Raw genomic sequence first — 19,044 nt, 5'->3', positions numbered from 1 at the left:
GAATCATCATGGCAAACTCACGAGACGAACTATTAACCCTGATGGCGGGCGGTTCGGTGACGTATGGCTGGGGCGCTATTTGCGTATTTAACCGTGCGCGCCTTAATTATTTGCTGCAACAACAGTTTGTCGCAGGATTCAATGAGCTCAGTTTTTTACCTGCGTTTAGCGGACGCGTTTATTTGACCGAGGAAAAGACGGCATGGGCTGATCTGGATTCGATTTTCTTGACCAAACCACTGCTGTCGTTTGAAACGGCATCCCTCGATAATTCAAGGGCCCGGCTGACCCTGTATGTCGCGTCCGGCAGTTACACGCTTTCGCAAGACGCTGTCGGCATGCCGCCCGTGCTCCTGTCCAGTTTCAAGCTGTCCGAACAACAGGGTTTCACGCTGACCATAGACATTAATCTAAGTCTGGTCTTCGGGCAGGTGGACAACCGGGGGCGGGTTGTTCTGGATATTTCCGACGGATTGAATTTTAGTTGTAATCTGGTGAATGAAGAGTATGGCCAGAAATTGATCGGCAAGCTTCTCGAAGAACGGTTTAAAGCCTTGCCTGCTCATAAACGCGTGTTTAACTTGGGTATGCTCGATTTCAATGGGTACAGCCCGCTGACACCGACCCGTTTTTACATCCGCACGCAAGCGGCACCCGGTGCCAAAAATGTGAAGGCATCAAACTATGGCGAAGGCGGCGTGGTGGTGCTCATCCGAGTTAAAGGCAATACAGGCGACGGAGTTTTTCCGTCTGAAAGCAGTGGCTTCCCCTACTTGATTCCGGATGATCGAGATGCGCTGGGTAATGACCTGTATTCAGCGTCGGTGGTTGTCTCCCGGGAGTTTATCCAGGACGTTAAGCCGGGCTCGCTGACCCTGTTGAGCAGTTTGTTATTCCCCGGAGAGAATGCTTTTGTCGAAGAGTCGAGGTATTCCCCTTATGATTTAGTGGCGTTTGGCAATATCGACCCCACCCTGACCAGCATTACCCTGGACCCTCTATTCAGCGTTATCAAAGCGGGCAGCGACCTGCGTTTCAACGTTGTTCAGGCCGGCAAGATGATCAACGCCATTGATGTCAATTGGCGTGTGCGCAGCATCAATACGATACAGTCGGCAGGAGATATCGTGCAGGGCGTGTACAAGAGCGTCACCCAGGAACGACTCGGCCGGGAGTCTGTGCGTAACGTCGTCACTGCCAGCTATACCGATCCGGGCACTAATATTAAGCACAGCGCCTCGGCCCTGGTGTTAGTCGCGTACGAAGGCGTGGCCATCGCGCCGCTGGTGAGCGTAAGTTCGCCGAGAGGGGAGCCCATCACGCTCAAGGTGTCGACGGTCAGTGGCGGTGTTTTGCGCGGGTCGTTGCTTGACCCGACGCTTGGCAGCCTGGTGTTCAACGTGGACACCGCTATTTATACCCCGCCGGATACCCTGCCAAACAATGCTGCGGTGCAGCGTATTCAGGTGCAAGACACTCAGACGGGGGAAACAGTGCAATCGACGGTGTTGCTGATTAAAACACCTCCCACGCTTGAAGTGACACCGCCTTACGCGTCTGGCGTCTCCCACTCAGAGGAAGTCCAACTAACGAACAGCTGGGGGGCGTTTGTAAACGCCAGGAAAGACCACCCTGGCTTCCTACGGATTTTGCTGGCAGCGGGTATCGAGGAGCAGTGGCGCATTGTTAGTGGTGAAGGTAATGTCAATGCTGCGGGGCTGTTTACTGCGCCAGCACACCTCACTACCCCCGTCAGTGTCGTGGCCTGCGACATCGTGTTTGAAGGCATTTCCTTTTATACAGGCTATAGCATTATCCAGTTATCAGATTTTGCTGCCGAACCCTCTTGGGACAAGCTGGTTAATTTCAAACTGACGGCCCCCTCAGGCAATACCAGGGCGTTTGCCAATGGTTATCAGCAGATCGCAATAGATGTCGAGATCGAGACAGAGCCGGTCAATGGTAAGGATTATCCCCTCACCGAGGAGGAACTCAGTAGCCTGACAATTGTCCACCGGACCTCAGGGCAGAATCTGAAATATCTGAATAGCGGCCAGGAGGGCATCGAGGCCGATGCGGATGGCCAGTGGGCCGTCAGTAACGACGCTAATCGCTTTAACCGGAGTGACAGTGTTACGCAGGCTGTCGATGAAAAATCCTTTGAAATACTCAACGGGATTAGCCGGCGCCGGGTGTATGTTCACACGCGCGCGGCCGACCCGGAGATATTCAATGCGCGCTTTATCGCCGCTGATTTTGGGCAACATAATTCGAATGAAAAGAGCAATCTGCCGCCTTACACTATTGAACTTGTGCCCTTGGTTGTTCCTTCGTTTACTCCAGCGCACTATGACTTTAAACCCAAACGCGTAGCCGGCGGTGGTAAGAACCCGCCAGGGCAGGATGATTACGATTACTACCCGCGCACCACGGACTATTGGTCCCTGGATTATAGGGGCGTGGATGGCCGGGCGGTGAGGTTTGTCAGGCTGGAACTTGAGGGCAATCAGTCGGTCGTGCAATGGGAAAGTCGTTTTCAGAATGAACTCATGTTCACTTATACAGGTTATATCTTTAATGATGAAAAAGTGAAGGGTGACGAAAAAACAATGTGCTACGACGAGAGAATGTCGCCGGTCGTTACACCTTATAATCATCCGCTGGATTACAATATTATAGCAACGGAAGTCGTGGGGGAGGGACAGTTAATGATAGGGCTGTTTCGGACCGATGATGTCAGGTATTGGAGTGATAGCCAGCTTGAGATACCTTTGCTATTGAAGCTACTGGATAAAAACGGTAATTTTCATCGATTGAGTATTGGTTTTGCGCCTATGGCGGTGGTAGACAGCCGTAATACCCTACTGCTGGCCGTTTTATAAGTACCCTTGTTCGCACCGTGCACAGGTTATTACTGTGCACGGTGGGGTCTATCGCGCATTAATGTCCCACACGAGGTTCATGATCATGGCCGCCTCCAGTTCCATTCATTCCAACGCCTTCAACTTCATGAGCTTCCTGCAAAGCGGAGTCGATCCACGCACAGGCTTGTACACGGTGTCGATCAGCCTGCCCGAACTCAAGACCGATGACCTCGCCGGCCCGGTCATCCCCCTGGCGCTGACCTTCAGCCCGCTCAATACCCTCGACACTGGCTTTGGTCTGGGCTGGAACCTGCAACTGTCGCAGTACACCCCGCATGACCAGATCCTGTCCCTGAGTACCGGCGAGACCTTCAAGGTCACCGGCACCAGCAGCGTCGACAACCAGCTCCTCATGAAGGAGAAAAAACTCGACAGCTTCCACTTCCACGACCTCGGCGGCGGCCGCTATAAGGTCGTGCACAAGTCCGGTCTGGTCGAGATCCTTCAGCTTGGCGGCAGCTCTACCAACCGCATTGCCCTGCCGCATGAAATCCACTCTCCCGACGGGCGCAAGGTCAGGTTGAGCTACGACTACTTCGGCGACCATCAAATGCTCGTCTCCGTCAGCGATGCCCAGCGCAGGCTGTTGACCATCACCCGCTCAGCCCGTTCGGTCGTGGTGCGGCTGCACCCCGATGTACCAGTACCCCCCGACGAGTTGTCGGTGCTTTTCACCCTGTCGCTGGTCGAGGATGACTATAAGGTCGGCCAGATCACCCTGCCGACCGCTGAGAACGCCTGTTGGCGCTTCGACTACATCCCCCTCAATGGCCTGACCTGTATCAAGCAGGTGTGGAACCCGGTAGGGGGCCGCGAAACCGTGGCGTACAACGATGCCGGGCATGCATTCCCCGGCCTCGATGCACGCCCGGCGCTGCGTCGGGTGACCGATCACACGACCTACCCAGGCGCTGGCCAGCCGACAATCGAGGCGCGGTACACCTACCGTGGCAACGGCACCGACAACAGCAAGAACTTCCTGGGCTACAACGCTTCCGGGCTGATTTGGGAAGACAACGGCCTGGACAACCTCTACAAGATCACCGGCGCCTATGTGTATGGCACCACCGAAAGCCTGTACGTGGCAGGCCTGGCGGTGCGCACGGTCGAACGCAGCTTCAACCGCTTCCACCTGCTGACCGAAGAAACCACCACCCAGAACAAAAACGTAAAAAGGGTCGTCACGGTGTATTACGCCAATGACGGCGTCGACTTCGCCAACCAACCCGTTTACTGCCAGTTGCCCAAAACCGTCACCAACAGTTGGTCAAGCCTCGACAACCCCAACCTCGTTCGCCGGGAAACGGTCAGCAGCGAGTACGACCTCTATGGCAACCTGACCCAAGAGGTCCAGGCCAACGGGATCACCGAAACCAACCGCTATTACCCGGCGGCTGGCGAGCCAGGGCTGTGCCCGGTCGACCCGGAAGGGTTCGTGCGCCAGTTGAAAACACAGACCGTGACCCCGGCACCGGCGGACGTTGACAGCCCGGCACCGACGCTGTGTACCCGCTATCGCTATCAGGCCATGGCGTCGGTCACCGGCGGAGTGAACAGCTGGTTGGTGATCAAGGACGAAACCCTGCAGCAGATCGAGGACAGCGGCGAGCAGCTGATGCAAACGACCGCTTACAGCTATTTCGACGTGCCAGGGGATGCCCTTCGACACGGGCGTCAGCGCAAAGTGACCCTGACCTTGCATAACGCATTGACCTATGCCGAACACAGTACCTCGACCGACTTCGTCTATGAAAAAACCGCCGGCAAGGCCGGCACCGGCCGTGCCAGCGAAACCGTGCTCAAGACCACGCAAACCCTGAGCAGCAGCTTCGACAGCGTGCACAAGGTGATCACCCTGGAGCACTCGCTGCTCAACGGTGAACCACTGCTCAACCGCGACGACAGCGACGTGGAAATCCGCTACACCTACGACGCGCTGGGCCGAGTAGTGAATGAAACCGTGGCCCCGGACACCGACTTCATCGCCACCCGCCATTACGCTTACGTGCTGGTGGGCCTCGGGGGCCAAACGGCGTCGCAGACCGTCACCGACGTCAAGGGTGTACAGACGTGCAGCCACTTGGACGGCCTCAATCGAGTGATCAAGGAGGAGCGTCAGGACACCGACAACCCCACGAGCGCCGGGGCGTTTCGCCAAACCTATAGCGCCGAATATGACGCGCGCGGTCAGTTATTGGCCGAGACCGATTACGACTGGCTGGGCGATCAGGACTTACCGCTCAAGCGCGCCTTTGGCTACGACGACTGGGGGCAGCAAGACAGCGAAACCGCGCCTGAGGGGGTGGTGACCTTTAGCCTGATGGACCCTTTCGGCTGGACAACCTCAGACGGTCAATTCATGCCGACCCAAAACAGTTGGCAACAAACCAATCGCTCGTCCACCGAGCGGTACGGCCTCACCGTGACTCAACTCAACCTGTTTGAAAAACCAGACAACGTCGAACGGTTCACCCTCACAGGCCTGAGTATCGGTAAGCAGCAGTATCGCTATGACGGATTGGGTCGCGCCGTCGAAGAGATCGATGCGCTCGGCCACAGCACCCAGTACCGCTACGATGCGTTTGACCGAATGGTCGAAAGCACCTTGCCTGACAAAGACAAAGTCAAACGCAGCTATGCAGGCCATAGCAGCGCCGAACTGGCGACCCTGCTGACCGTTCAGCCATCGAACCAGTTATTTCCTGAAGTAAACGCGGGCGGGCAGGTATTCGACGGCCTTGAGCGCCTGACTGAATTACGTGTCGGCCCCCGAGTCGAGACGTATTGCTACAACGCGGGTCAACTGCAGGTCAGCGAGCGGATCACGCCACACAAGGCCAGCATCCACTATGAGTACGCGCTTGGCCTGACTCAAGAGCCTATTACCACCGTCGCACCGGACGAAAGCATCAGCTTCAGTTACGACGTGAAAAGCGCCCGCATGACCGACTCGCAGAACACGCTGGGCCACCGGACATACGTTTATGACGGCAACAATCACCTCACAGAGGATAAATGGACCGCTGGCGGTAACAGCTGGACCACCTGTTATGTAAGCTCATTGCAGGGCCGACAATTGCAGCGCACGGACGTCAGTGGGCTGACCACCACCTACGATCACGACCGATACGGCCGGGTTCAGCAGGTGAATCAAGGGCAACTGCAAGCCCGATTTGAATACGACACTTTGGGACGACTGAGCCAAACCATCAGCACCGACCTTAAAGCCCTGATCACGCTGGAGACCCGACTGACGTATGACGAACACAACCGCGAAACCCTGCGTACCTTAAGCCTGACCAACCAGCCAACTCGAACCCTAAGCCAGACCTGGCGGGTAGACGATCAGTTGCAGAGCCGGCACTTGAAGGCAGTGGAGAAAAGTCTGCTTGAAGAAGACTTTCAATATGACACCCGCGGGAGGCTGATACGGTACGACTGTTCGGGCGAGACCCTGCCCAAGGATCGCTACGGCAATGAAATCGTTAGCCAGACCTTCCGATTCGATGCCTTGGATAACATCACCCTTAGCCTGACCACCTTCGCCGACCAGAAAACCGATATGGCCAGATTCATCTATAACGTGCCTGATGACACCTGCCAGTTGCAGGAGGTCAAGCACACCCACGAGCACTATCCACCCAACACCATTTTCGCGTATGACGCCGACGGCAACATGCTCAACGATGAGTCGGGCCAGCGCCTGCACTATGACAGCCAGGGTCGTCTGCTCAATGTCGAAACGGCCAGCGGTAAGCCGGCCAGCCAGTATCGCTACGACGGGCACAATCATTTGGTCTCAACCCAACAAGGCGCCGCTGTCGAAACGTTGCGCTTCTATGAGGGCGATCGCCTGAGCAACACGGTTCAGGGGAGCACTAAGATCCAGTACCTCTACGATGGAGACAGCCCGCTGGGTCAGCAGCAGGTGGACGACGACACAAAAACCCTGCTGTTGATGACCAACGCCAGCAACAGTGTGCTCGGCGAAAGCCAACAAACCAGACTGCGCACAGCGGTCTACGGCGCTTATGGCGAACGCAGCAGCAACGACGACGATAACGATGGCGAGCTGCAATGCCTGCTGTCCTTTAACGGTGAAGTCCGCGATCAAGCCAGCGGCTGGTACCTGCTGGGCCAGGGTTACCGAGCCTATAACCCAACCTTGATGCGCTTTCACAGCCCGGACTCCCTGAGCCCATTCGGGGCTGGCGGGGTCAATCCGTATGCGTATTGCCAAGGTAACCCGATCGCCTTCCAGGACCCGACCGGGCACAGCGTCGGGAAGCTCGAACACCGTGCCTTCGATGTCAATAAAGGTGCATTGGTGACCGGCCTGCTGCTGACAGTGGTTTTCACGGGGATCGCAGTCGCCAGCCTGGGAACAGCAACCCCCTTTATGATAGCCGTGACGTTGCTGGGTACGGGCGCCATGATCACCGGGACCGGATTCAAGACGGCCGCGCTTCTGGAACGGGACCCTGAAAGACAGCAATGGTTTTCCCAAATAGGCAGTGCCCTTGACACCGCATCGATGATCATAGGGATTGGACAAGGGGTTGGGGCGATGGGGAAAGGAATGTTGAAGTTGGTAGGAAGCAAAAGCATTGCGACGCAAACAGCCAGATCGTTTCCGGCGCCAAATATTTCATTCCCTGATACCAGGCAAATAGCAAGACCGGCGCACAGGATTGATTACCGTCTGTTCGAACAAAAACCTGCGAGCAAAACATCAAGCATTACTACGGGGAAAGCTGCCACATCTTTATCATCAACAACTAAAAGTTCCGTATCATCTGCCTCGTCAGCCCTATCGATACCCGATATGGAACAGGCAATTCAACAGATAAAGAACAGTCAGGTGCCCCTAGCCACACCTGCACCAGCACTAGCACCACCGCCTGCACCTAACCACCCTGGTAGCTATATAGACGCAGCGCGAAGAGCAGTAGTGAACAGCGCCAATGATGCAAGTAACGTTCGACATGTCTGATTAGATTCATCTCACAACCTACTACTCCTCACTGTCCAATCGCCCAGCCTCAAGTGCAACTTCTGAAGCAGTGCACTTGAGGCTGGGCCTCGTTCACAGGGTCTCATCTGTAAAATAACAGCACCCTACTGCACGACGCAAAAATCAATGCCCCCACAGCACCTGCAAAGACCTCACGGCTTTTACTCTCAACAGCCGTCCGTTAGTCACCAACACAAAATTCTCACTAGAAAAAGCCTCTACTCCTACGATAGCCGTGGCTTTTTTCCTACACACCTGATGACTTTTCCTATATTACCGAAACGCACACATGACTACCATTTGCCGCGTCGAGTAGGACGCAACTTACAAACATAATGAAACATTCTTACTCCTCGATCGCATATCTCTTATACCAAGAGAGCGCAATACCACCGCAACAACCCCTAACAGATGCACCTGTGAATATCGGTACTGCTTGTTTCCAGGCTGTGTCGATACCTCTTATTAAAAAGGACTGTTTACATGAAGAACTCTTTACTTGCCCTTCCTCTTGGCCTGCTCTTGGGCCTTGGCGCCACGTCGGCTTTTGCCACCACGGGGACCATCAACTTTCAGGGCAAGATCACCGCTGTGACCTGCGGCATTGAAATCGTTGACCCGGTAACGGGTGCTCCGGGCACCGGTGCGGTGAACATGGGCAGCATTGAAGCCAGTCGTTTCACTGCAACAGGTCAGGAGTATGGCGGCAAGGGCTTCTCATTGCGGGTTACCCCAGGTGTGGGGGGCTGCACCATCGCGCCCGGTGATACCGCCAAAGTGACGTTTACCGGCATGGCCGACCCAAGCGGCGACTACTACGCCTTCAAACCCACCAACGATGCGGCCAAAAACGTTGTTGCCGTCATCAAAGACAAATCGGGTGCCAATGTGGTCAATGGTTCGGAGTCCGCCGAGTACGCCCTGAGCGATACCAACCCGACCGATATGCGCTTCGACGTTTACTACAGGTCCACTGCTGCGGCAGTCACGCCTGGATCAGCCGAAGCCGACGTGGCCTTCGTCGTCGCCCTCAACTGATATCAGCCCGCCCCTTGGGTCAGGACGCGATCCGCGCCAGACCCATCGGGCACCCTAGATACAGCCGGTGCGCGAGTTCTCACGCGCCGGTCAAAGGTATTCGTACATGTCCGGCTTAAACAGACCATCGGCCATTCCCTGGCCCACCCTTCTCGCCTGCGCGGCCACGTTAATGCTGACCCTTCAGATACCGGCCAGCCAGGCTGCCCTGACAATCAGCGGCACCCGAGTAGTGTTCGAGAGCGACAAACGCAGTGTCTCGCTGATTGTCACCAACCCCAGCAGTAAAACCTACGCCGTACAAACCTGGGTTAACACCGCCAGCGATGACACCACGACGGCCGTGCCATTTATCCCTTCCCCTCCCCTGTTCCGGCTAAACCCAGGCAAGGAACAGCAGGTGCAGATCAATGGGCTACCGAATGAATTGCCGACGGATCGTGAATCGCTTTTCTATTTCAACGTCCAGGAAATCCCACAGGCTGAAACCAAAGAAAGCAATGTCCTTAACATCGCACTGCGCACACGGCTCAAGTTGTTTTATCGCCCCAGCCAGCTCAAGGACAGCCCGGTTGTACGCCTGAAAGACCTGCAGTGGTCGATCAAGAACGTCAACGGCAAAACGCATCTGCACGTGGACAATCCGACCCCCTTCCATGTGTCCTTTGCCCGAATAGAGGTCTCCGGCAACGGTCAGAGCGTGCAGCTCCAAGGCCCGGCCATGGCCTCGCCGCTTTCCAGCCAGGGGTATGAATTGAATGGCATTAAACCCAGCCCCGGCCTGCAGGTGACTTTTTCGGCGATCAACGACTACGGCGCGATCACTCCGCCCCTGCTCGCACCGGTCCAGCTAGTCCTCTAACCCTTCTGTAGTTGCACTGTCTGGAATATACCCATGACTTCTTCACCCAGACGATGGCGTCTGCCTGGTCGCCTGCGCCTGGCTCATTTGTTTGTGATCGGCAGCAGCGGTGTTGTCCTGTTAAAGGCCCCCACCGTGCTGGCAACGCAATCGATTGAGTTCCAATCCGGATTCATGCGTCAGGACGGTGTCCAGGACGCCAACGCTGGCGCGCTCGCCCTCAGTACCCTGGCCAAGAACCTTAACCTTGTAGCCGGTCGCTACCGGGTGGAGATCCTGGTCAACCTGAGCTTTTTCGATCAGAGAGAAATAGACTTCAACCTCAGCCCTGATGGCGAACAATTGTTACCGTGCTTGTCACGCGAACTGCTGGAACACATCGGCGTACGCCTCGACAGCGTCGCCAACCCCGAGGGTCTACAGGCCGCGTGTGTCGATCTGCCCACGCTGATTCCGAGCGCTGAAATCGATTTCGATACCAGTAGGCTTTCGCTCGCACTGTCGATTCCGCAGATTGCCATGCGTCGTGACGTCGTCGGTTACGTCGACCCTGCGCGTTGGGACGCGGGTATCAATGCAGCGTTCATTAACTACCAGTTGTCGGCACAACAAGGCACGAGTCGCTACAGCGGCGCCAACACCAGCGATGACCTGTACCTGAACAGTGGCGTCAATCTCGGCGCCTGGCGCTGGCGCAGCAACCAGTCCCTGCGCCAAAACCCGGAAGGCAAACGCGAATGGGCCCGTGCTTATACCTATGTTCAACGCGACCTGCCCGGTACCCGGGCAAACCTGACCTTGGGCGAAGCCTTTACCTCTGGAGACGTGTTCCGGAGTCTGCCGATCAAGGGCATGGTCATCGCCACGGACCTGGGCATGTTGCCCGACGCCCTACAGGGTTATGCACCGATCATTCGCGGCGTGGCGCAAACCCGCGCCAAGCTTGAGGTGCTACAGAACGGCTATCCGATTTATTCCACCTACGTCAGCCCCGGGCCCTACGAGATCGATGACCTCAGTACCGCTGGCGGCAGCGGCGAGCTGGAAATTGTCCTGACCGAAGCCGACGGCCAGGTCCGGCGTTTTACCCAGCCCTACGCCACGCTGAGCAACTTGCTGCGTGAAGGTGTATGGCGTTACAGCGCTTCCCTGGGGCGTTACAACGCCGCCAGTCATCTGGATGACCCGTTGCTCTGGCAAGGGACCTTGGCCATGGGCACTGTCTGGGACTCAACCCTGTACGGCGGGCTGATGGTCAGTGACTACTACCGTGCGGGCAACCTGGGTATCGCCCGGGACCTGGGCGCGATCGGCGCCATCGCCTTCGATATCACCCGCTCCAGTGCCGAGATCAATAGCACCGATACCCAGAGCGTCGACGGGATGAGCTATGCCGTTAAATACGGTAAGTCGTTTCAGACGAATACGAGCTTACGTTTCGCAGGCTATCGCTACTCCACCGAAGGCTATCGTGATTTTGATGAGGCCGTGCGAGAGCGCAGCCGCGACTCGAAATACCACGGCAGTCGACGCAGTCGCCTGGAGGCTGCGGTGCATCAAAATCTAGGCAACGCAAGCTCGGTTAACCTGACACTGTCACAGGAAGACTACTGGAACAGTGACTACCAGCAACGCCAATTCCAGCTCAACTTCAACACCCAGTACAAAGGGGTGGGCTACAACCTGTACGCCTCTCAATCCCTGAATGACGACCGGCTCGACAGTGATCGACAGATGGGGCTTAGCGTGTCCTTCCCGCTGGATTTCGGCCATTCGAACTCCGCGACTCTGGACTTCAGGGAAAGCGGCGGCCGCTATAGTCAGAATGCCCGCCTGAGCGGCAGCACCGATCAGAATCGACTGAGCTACAGCGCCGCACTGGCCAACAGTGACAGCCAGCAACAGTCCGCATCGCTATCGCTTGGCTATCAGGCGCCCTTCGCCAGCGTCGGCGCCGGGCTGACCCAAGGCAGTGATTACCGCAACGTTTCGCTCAATGCCAGTGGCGCGGTGCTGCTCCACGCCGGCGGCATCGAGCTGGGGCCGTATCTGAGCGATACCACCGCGCTGGTGGAAGTGCCAGGCATTAGCGGGGTCGGCGTATTGAACGCCACGGGCGTTCGCACCAATGACCGCGGGTATGCACTGGTGCCCTACCTGCGTCCCTATCGCGTTAATCATGTGGTGCTGCAAACCGATCAGCTTGGCCCCGAAGTGGAAATCGACAACGGCTCAGCTCAGGTGGTGCCGAGGCGCGGCGCCGTGGTCAAGACCACCTTCGCCGCCCGCTCGGTCAGTCGGCTGGTGATCACCGGGCACACAGCCAAGGGTCTGCCACTGCCGTTCGGTGCTCAGGTCAGCGATGCCGAAGGCACCGTTATCGGCGTCGTGGGTCAGGCCGGGCGCGTCATGCTCTCCACCCATGCGGGACCTCAGACCCTGGATGTACGTTGGGGCGAACAGGCCGAGCATCACTGCCAGCTACCCATCAATCCCGACACTATGGAACAGGCACAGGGTTACCGACTGCAGACATTGACGTGCCGCTGAGCATCGCCCGACAGCCACTCTTTCAGGGGACGATGAAGCCTCCCGCACGCCCTTGTCATTCAGGACACATCACATGAATTTTTCATTAAAACGGTGCTCGGGACTTCTGGCACTGGCTGCCAGTTTTCAAACCGACCTTGCCCTGGCGGTGAGTGAATGCTGGATCAGACCCACTCCCGGGCCTATTACTTTCCACCTCAACGTTGGCGCCGTCTATGTCCCTAGAGACGCGGCGGTAGGGAGCGTCATAGGCCAGCTCGACCGGCCTTTTTCTACCGTCACTTCCGAGGGCCGATATGTGTATTGCGACAATGACGCAGGCTCGGTCCTGACGTTCAATGCCCGAGCGGTGGCGCCGATTTTCCAAGGTTCGCTGCCACCCGTTGACGGCGAGGACGTCACGGGGAAGGTATTCGAGACAGGCATTCCAGGCATCGGCGCCCGGATCAAGCTAAGGCACCCGTTCGACGGCGTTGCTGGCGACTCATTCGTGCCCCTGACGCCACCCACGGTCCCCTTTAATGCCCGGCTAACCGCAGCAACACCCGTCCCGCTGCGAATCACCGTTCTTGAGGGCAATGTAACGCTGGTTAAAACCGGGCCCATCGCTCCGGGTCCGCAGACAGTCGACCGAACATTGTTCGACAGCCGCTTTTCGATGATTACCAAGGCGTTTGATTTCCAACTGACAGGGACTGTCATTCAAGCCCAGTGCGACGTCTCAACTGTCAGCGATGACCCGGTCAAGCTGGGGGAGTGGAGTACCTCGGCCTTTACCGGCCCCGGCTATAGCACCTCGCCAGTCAACTTCAATATTGTCCTCGGTAGCTGTGAAGTTGATCCCGGAGACATCAATATCGCCTGGGCCTACATCCGCCTCGATGGCGTCAACGGCTCAACGCCAATCGCCGGGGTAGAAGGCGGTTTCACGCTAACGTCTGACTCCACTGCCAAAGGCATAGGCATTCAACTATTACGCAGCGACGGTATAACGTCTGTCCCTTTGGGACGCGAGTTTCCCTTGATGCCTATTTCTCCCGGCAACACCGTGCTGGACCTAAGCGCACGCTTCTATCAGACGGGCGACACTCACGATATCGTCGCTGGTGACGCTAAAGGTTCCTTGAGTTTCACCATTAGCTTTCAGTAAATCGGACTCAGCCCCTGCGATCAGGGGCATGGCCTCCACGAGGCCGGTTTCACGCCACCAGGGTCAGGTACAGTGATGGAAAATCAAAACGACTCGTTCCTCCATCAAAACTCACATTCACCTCCACTGTCAGTGGCCCATTGACCCGGAACAGCTCCAGAACAGCCTTCCGTGCATTGGCCTCGACCCATCCCGTCGTCAGGTCAGCCGCAACCACCGTATAGGTATCCAGTATGACCTGATCCGGTCCTCCCCCGGTTAACGTAACCGTAACCAACTGACCCGGGCCCATGAATATCCAACGATCCAGCCTGAAGGTCGCCTGGCCCACAATACTGCTCAGGCTCAAACGATTCACGACCCCCTCAGGCTGAGTACATTGAATGGTCCTGAACCGCCCAGCCTCCAAGGGCCTGACTGTCAGGGTGTGGTTTTCGGACTGTGCCGGCTCCGCACCGGTAACCTGGTAGTACACCTTAATGTCCTTGCCCATGTGCTGGGCGATATGGGTATTGGGAATACTGAACCTGAGCCCCCCGGATTGTGGTGTTGTCGCCAGGTACGCGCCCTCGCTGCCAGGAACTGCCCACTGTACCGTAGTCACATCGCCCGGTTTGAACACCGCGTCGTCAGGGATGACCACCGTCGCCCCAGCTCTTGCATCGTAGGCCAGCAAAACGCTCTGCGTAGACGAACCCGAGGCCTCCGCGACCCTGGGACTGGGTAAAAAACGTGACACCGGCTGAGCTTGAGTCGCCAACCTGACCCGCAATGAGTACGTCGTTTTATTCCCTGCCCGGTCGGCTAATTGGTAAAACGCGTAACGATCACCGTCGCCTCGCATACGAATCATGTCACCCGAAAACGGCACGAACAACGGCTGACCGACATCCTCCCGGTAGAGGGTTTTTGACGAGACAATATCTGCGTTCACCACTGCAAACGGATCCGTATTCCAATACCAGGTGATAACGTCGCCCGCCTTGCCAAACCCATAAGGCGGCACCCGACCCACCAACTCATCACCGTTATCTTTCAGGTATTGCTCCGTGACCGTCGCCGTGTCGAAAGTCAGCTGCCCCTGATTGGCGCCCAACACCGGAGGCGTGAGATCAATGGTGACGGTCAACCGATCCGAGTCCTGTATATCACCGTTGCTTAACGTCAACTCATACCAGAGTTCATGAAGGCCCGGAGTGAGGTGTTGTTGGGGCATGTCAAAAAACAGGTCAGCCGGCGGGATGCGTTCATCGAACCATTCTTTTTCGTGTACGAGCACGGTGCCCCAATACACCCGTATGGATGAGGACGAACCTGGAATCCAGTTATGTGTCCACGCTGGAATTTCAATCGGCAGAGGCAAGGATACAAGGGCGGCGGGCAACAGCCCCGTTTCATCCCATCGGACGTCGTCGGGCAACAGGCTTGCGACGATGGGAGGCAAAGGGTTTGCGTCAGGCCCGGTTTTTTTGGTGCTTGGCATCATAGGTTCTCCCTGAACAAACAGTGATAGCAGGAAGAGGGAAGTGTCCTTCCTGTGTCTGCCTGGAAGGTATTTAACGCTAACTATCAACGTCCGGATACTGTCACAAATGACAGGTACCCCCTTAAAAACTGGACACTTCATACCGTTTTGAGACAACTCGACAGGCGGCGGCTGGACGCTTGATTCAGGGGTTGCCTGGAGCGTCAGGGGGTTTGATTTTCGGGGAGGTCCAGTCAATCAGCAAGCTGTAGGCCACTGCGAGCAACGTCGGGCCAATGAACAAGCCGATTAAGCCAAACCCCAGCAGACCGCCAAACACCCCCAGTAGAACGATGACTAATGGCAAGTTTCCGCCACGGCTGATCAGGTAGGGTTTGAGCACGTTGTCGACGCCACTGATGATAAAAGTGCCCCAGATGCCGAGGAAAATCGCCAGGCCGTATTCGCCCTTCCAGGCCAGCCAGGCGGTGGCGGGAATCCACACCAGCGGCGGGCCCATGGGCACCAGGCTGAGCAGAAACGTAACGACGCCCAACACCAGCGCACCCGGAATACCTGCGATCAGAAAGCCGATCAGCGCCAAAACGGCCTGCGCTGCTGCGGTGCCGATCACGCCGTTGACCACCCGTTGCACGGTACCCGCCACCAGGTCCAGATAGTAACTGGCACGCTCGCCGATCAAGCGTTCCAGCAGGCTCAAGACGAATGCCGCCAGCCTCGGGCCATCACGATAGAAGAAGAACACGAACACCAGACTCAAGGTCAGGTCGAGAATCCCACCACCGATCTGCGCGCTGCGTGCCAACAACCAGTTACCGACCTGACCCAGGTACGGCTTGACGGCGGCCATCGCTGCCGCGCCTTGCTCGTCTATGGTGTGCCAGTAACCGACCAGTCGATCACCCACAATTGGCAAACTCGTCAACCATTCAGGCGGCGCGGGTAAACCATCGACCTGCACGTCCTTGATGAAAATTGCCGCATCACGAATATGATCTGCCAGGTTGAAGCCCAGCCACACCAATGGCGCCGCTACCAGCAGCATCCAGATCAAGGTCAGTAAGCCGGCCGCCAGGGTTGCGCGCCCGCCGAGCCAGCGCGTCAGCAGACGCATCAGTGGCCAACTGGCGAAGGCCAGCACCGCCCCCCAGACCAGCGCCGACCAGAACGGTGCCATCACCCAAAAACAGGCGCCGAGCAACGCCAGGAGCAGGATCTGCACCAACAGGCGATCATTATTGGGCATGCGTTTATCTCGTAAAAAAGAAGAACTCAGGGTGTGAGCATAACGGCGAACACCGACCGCGTCTGTGTTCGCCCGGCCAGAGCAGGGTCTTAGCGAATAAGCTCGACGGCCAACCCCGGTTTGCTACCGCTGCCAGCCTCGATCCGCGCCGCGCGTACACCCTTAGCGATCAATGCCTGGCGCCAGGCCTCGGCATCCACCCCGGACACGGTAACGCGCAAGGTGCTGTCCAGATTGAGCCCACGCGAGAGCAGGGTCGTCCAGACATCCTGCGGTTCACCGATAAGCTTCGGAAAATCCAGAACACCCGTACTTTTGAGTTGACGCAACAGGGTTGCCGACGTCGGCAATAGGTCGCCCAACGGTGCCGCGGCGTCGAACTGCTCGACATGCAGGTACGCTCGACGATTACCGCGAGTGATGCTGTACAGCGCCACCAACGTATCGTTTTTCGGCGCGGCCAGACGCAACAGCAAATAGGCCTGTTGCTCATCGGCGCCATACAATTTGGAATTGCCGAACACTTCATTGGCCCACAGGCTGCTTTCACCACAATCGCGAGCCTGACACCAGAACAACAGCTCGGCGCCCTGCTTCTGCAGGGCTTCGCGGGCGGCGGTGAACGCTTCGTCAGAGGTGTGTTCAGCGGGCAATTGATAGGTCACAGAGGTGACATTGCCCCGCGCGCTGACCTGGCCGTCAAAACGTAACTGGCCGCTGATTTTACGGATCGACCCCAGCGGGTAGATTCGCTCCAGTTGCGTGACCGGCCGGTAGTCGACGATTTCGGCATCAAGAAGACGCGGCACCATGTCCAGATCGCGGCTGTCGGGGACATCGGCGGCGTAGGCCATGGCGCCGAGAAGCGAACTGCAGATCGACACGCCAAGAACACTGAATAAACGCATTCGTGCTCTCATCGGATCGCCAGGGTAAGGGCGGCGTTAATCGTCTTGCAGGTACTGCCGATAGATAGGTCCATCAACGTTGTCTCCCATTTCAATCCGCCAAGCCTCGGCAGTTGCCTGCTGCAAGTCAAGGAACGGCATAAAAGCGATTGAAACAGTCTGCGACAGCGCGTGCGCCCTCCTCGTCATTCAAATGCAAATGATGGCCGCCGGGCAAGGTCGTGACCTGGAAAGGCAACTGCGAAAGCAGCTCGGGGTGCTGGGCCAACATACCCTCCCCAGCCACCACCAACTGGGTCGGGCAACTCACTCGTTTGACAAACGCCATGGCCTGTTCGTGGGTCAGGCGCATCGGCGATGCCAGCGTCAGCCGGCTATCACTGCGCCAGGTGTAACCACCCGGTACCGGCATCAAACCCCGCTGGGCCAGCAACTCGGCCGCTTCACGACTGACTGCAACCACACCTTTCATACGGGCCTCGACGGCCCGGTCCAGATCGCTATAGACCGGTTTGCGTTTATTCGACAGGTTCAGTTGCGCGTGCAAGGCGATGCCCAGCCGCTCGGCCGCAGTACTGGCTTCGCCCGTGGGCGGGATGACACCGTCGATCAGCGCCAAACGGGTGACACGCTCAGGCAACGCGCCGGCCAACACCACCGAGATGATCGCACCCAATGAATGCCCAAGCAGGGAAAAGCGCTGCCAGCCCAGTTGCTCGGCGACCTGGAGCACATCATGCACGTAATCCCACAGGGCATAACCAGCCCCCACCGGGCGGTGATCAGAGTGACCGTGCCCGGCCAGATCCAGGGCGACAATGCGCAAGCCTTTGAGCTGCGGCGCCAGACGGGCGAAGCTGTTGGCGTTGTCCAGCCAACCATGCAGGGCGATCACCGGCTGGCCATCTTCAGGCCCGAACAGGTGCGCGGCCAATTCGATATGCGGCAGGCTCAGGCGGACTTCTTCGACAGGCATGCTCATGCGCACGCCTGCTCGGCGCAACGCGCATCCCAGCGAGCGAATAAGGTCTTTAGCAGAGCGGCAGTGTCTTGTGGACGTTCGAGCGGGAACATATGCCCTCCCGGCATGGACAGATATTCTCCCTGCGGCATACGTTTTACCGAATAGGCATGGTGACGCATAACCACACGACTGCGTTGCCCTCGCACCACCGCCAGCGGCACTTTCAATTGCTGCGTCCGACCCGGGCTGGTGTGCGGTACGCTGCGGTAAATGCTGATTTCGGTGGAGGGGTCGAAACGCAAGCGCAACTGCTCGCCATCCTGTTGCAAACCATGTTGCAGGTAGGCCTCGAAGCAGTCGGGATCGAAGCCGCGAAATAAGGTCTTACCCGCAAAATACGTGCGGGCAGCGTCCAGATCAGCGAACGCTTCCCGGCGTCCCAGGGTGCGACCGGCCGGGGTGATGCGATCAATGAAGCCAAAGCGTTTAGCGGCACGAATCATCCACTGATCAACAAGCGTCAGCACCGGAGAATCGAGCATCACCAAACCGCGATACAGTTCAGGACAACGCAGCGCTGCGTGCAAATGCAACACGCCTCCCAGCGAATGCCCGACACCCCAGACAGGTTCAGGTTGCTGACGCAGGTGATAAATCAGTTCGTCGACCAGATTCAGCCAGTTGTCATCCACCGGAAAGCGTGGATCGTGGGCGTGCTGCTGCAGATGTGCGACGGCATACTCCGGCGCCAATGCGTCGAACAATTTGCCGTACGTAGCTGACGGAAAGCCATTGGCGTGAGCGAAAAACACCTGTTGCGTCATGCGAATGCGTCCAAAACAAAAGCCAATGGCGATTGTGCGCATCCGCCAGCCACCCGGCAATGACTGTAACTGCCAGGA

The 19,044-nt window shown here is 57.4% G+C and carries 11 protein-coding genes; 6 read left to right on the top strand and 5 right to left on the bottom strand.

Going from position 1 to position 19,044, the window contains the following annotated elements; all coding sequences use genetic code 11:
- Positions 1-8 precede the first annotated feature (8 nt).
- From AC1ME2_RS24695 to AC1ME2_RS24670, 6 genes are all read left to right on the top strand, one after another.
- Positions 9-2,882, top strand: coding sequence for a hypothetical protein (locus tag AC1ME2_RS24695; protein ID WP_480437607.1), 2,874 nt, complete (start codon positions 9-11; stop codon positions 2,880-2,882).
- Positions 2,883-2,967: 85 nt separating this feature from the next.
- The gene (locus AC1ME2_RS24690; protein WP_480437605.1) at positions 2,968-7,917 is read left to right on the top strand and encodes an RHS repeat domain-containing protein; all 4,950 of its coding nucleotides are present in this window, start codon (positions 2,968-2,970) and stop codon (positions 7,915-7,917) included.
- A gap of 504 nt (positions 7,918-8,421) precedes the next feature.
- Positions 8,422-8,976: a fimbrial protein gene (locus AC1ME2_RS24685; protein ID WP_480437604.1), complete on the top strand. Its 555-nt coding sequence runs from the start codon at positions 8,422-8,424 to the stop codon at positions 8,974-8,976.
- A gap of 106 nt (positions 8,977-9,082) precedes the next feature.
- Entirely contained in the window at positions 9,083-9,838 is a 756-nt protein-coding gene (locus AC1ME2_RS24680) for a fimbrial biogenesis chaperone (protein ID WP_480437603.1), read from the top strand.
- A gap of 33 nt (positions 9,839-9,871) precedes the next feature.
- Positions 9,872-12,388, top strand: coding sequence for a fimbria/pilus outer membrane usher protein (locus tag AC1ME2_RS24675; protein ID WP_480437602.1), 2,517 nt, complete (start codon positions 9,872-9,874; stop codon positions 12,386-12,388).
- A 73-nt stretch (positions 12,389-12,461) separates the two neighbouring features.
- On the top strand, positions 12,462-13,538 hold the full coding sequence (locus tag AC1ME2_RS24670; RefSeq protein WP_480437601.1) for a fimbrial protein: 1,077 nt from the start codon (positions 12,462-12,464) through the stop codon (positions 13,536-13,538).
- Between the two features lie 49 nt (positions 13,539-13,587).
- On the opposite strand, the gene AC1ME2_RS24665 is transcribed toward AC1ME2_RS24670, so the two are convergent.
- The 5 genes from AC1ME2_RS24665 to AC1ME2_RS24645 form a co-directional block, all read right to left on the bottom strand.
- On the bottom strand, positions 13,588-15,024 hold the full coding sequence (locus AC1ME2_RS24665; protein WP_480437599.1) for a hypothetical protein: 1,437 nt from the start codon (positions 15,022-15,024) through the stop codon (positions 13,588-13,590).
- A gap of 184 nt (positions 15,025-15,208) precedes the next feature.
- On the bottom strand, positions 15,209-16,270 hold the full coding sequence (locus AC1ME2_RS24660) for an AI-2E family transporter (RefSeq protein WP_480437598.1): 1,062 nt from the start codon (positions 16,268-16,270) through the stop codon (positions 15,209-15,211).
- Between the two features lie 89 nt (positions 16,271-16,359).
- Positions 16,360-17,178 carry a DUF4892 domain-containing protein gene (locus AC1ME2_RS24655; protein WP_480437596.1) on the bottom strand — a complete coding sequence of 273 codons (819 nt, stop codon included), beginning with the start codon at positions 17,176-17,178 and terminating at the stop codon, positions 16,360-16,362.
- A gap of 127 nt (positions 17,179-17,305) precedes the next feature.
- Entirely contained in the window at positions 17,306-18,160 is an 855-nt protein-coding gene (locus AC1ME2_RS24650) for an alpha/beta hydrolase (RefSeq protein WP_480437594.1), read from the bottom strand.
- A complete protein-coding gene (locus AC1ME2_RS24645; protein WP_480442319.1) occupies positions 18,157-18,966 on the bottom strand; it encodes an alpha/beta fold hydrolase in 810 nt (269 codons plus the stop codon). Before AC1ME2_RS24645 ends, AC1ME2_RS24650 begins: the two co-directional genes overlap by 4 nt.
- Positions 18,967-19,044: the final 78 nt, after the last annotated feature.

It is taken from the genome of Pseudomonas sp. ASL9 (genome assembly GCF_056680335.1).
The sequence above is the reverse complement of the archived record's forward strand: the minus strand, read 5'-3'. Positions and strand labels throughout refer to the sequence as shown.

Excerpts from the sequence above, each read along its gene's own strand:
- AC1ME2_RS24695 (WP_480437607.1), top strand. The coding sequence starts at position 9 with ATGGCAAACTCACGAGACGAACTATTAACCCTGATGGCGGGCGGTTCG.
- AC1ME2_RS24690 (WP_480437605.1), top strand. The coding sequence starts at position 2,968 with ATGGCCGCCTCCAGTTCCATTCATTCCAACGCCTTCAACTTCATGAGC.
- AC1ME2_RS24685 (WP_480437604.1), top strand. The coding sequence starts at position 8,422 with ATGAAGAACTCTTTACTTGCCCTTCCTCTTGGCCTGCTCTTGGGCCTT.
- AC1ME2_RS24680 (WP_480437603.1), top strand. The coding sequence starts at position 9,083 with ATGTCCGGCTTAAACAGACCATCGGCCATTCCCTGGCCCACCCTTCTC.
- AC1ME2_RS24675 (WP_480437602.1), top strand. The coding sequence starts at position 9,872 with ATGACTTCTTCACCCAGACGATGGCGTCTGCCTGGTCGCCTGCGCCTG.
- AC1ME2_RS24670 (WP_480437601.1), top strand. The coding sequence starts at position 12,462 with ATGAATTTTTCATTAAAACGGTGCTCGGGACTTCTGGCACTGGCTGCC.
- AC1ME2_RS24665 (WP_480437599.1), bottom strand. The coding sequence starts at position 15,024 with ATGATGCCAAGCACCAAAAAAACCGGGCCTGACGCAAACCCTTTGCCT.
- AC1ME2_RS24660 (WP_480437598.1), bottom strand. The coding sequence starts at position 16,270 with ATGCCCAATAATGATCGCCTGTTGGTGCAGATCCTGCTCCTGGCGTTG.
- AC1ME2_RS24655 (WP_480437596.1), bottom strand. The coding sequence starts at position 17,178 with ATGCGTTTATTCAGTGTTCTTGGCGTGTCGATCTGCAGTTCGCTTCTC.
- AC1ME2_RS24650 (WP_480437594.1), bottom strand. The coding sequence starts at position 18,160 with ATGAGCATGCCTGTCGAAGAAGTCCGCCTGAGCCTGCCGCATATCGAA.
- AC1ME2_RS24645 (WP_480442319.1), bottom strand. The coding sequence starts at position 18,966 with ATGACGCAACAGGTGTTTTTCGCTCACGCCAATGGCTTTCCGTCAGCT.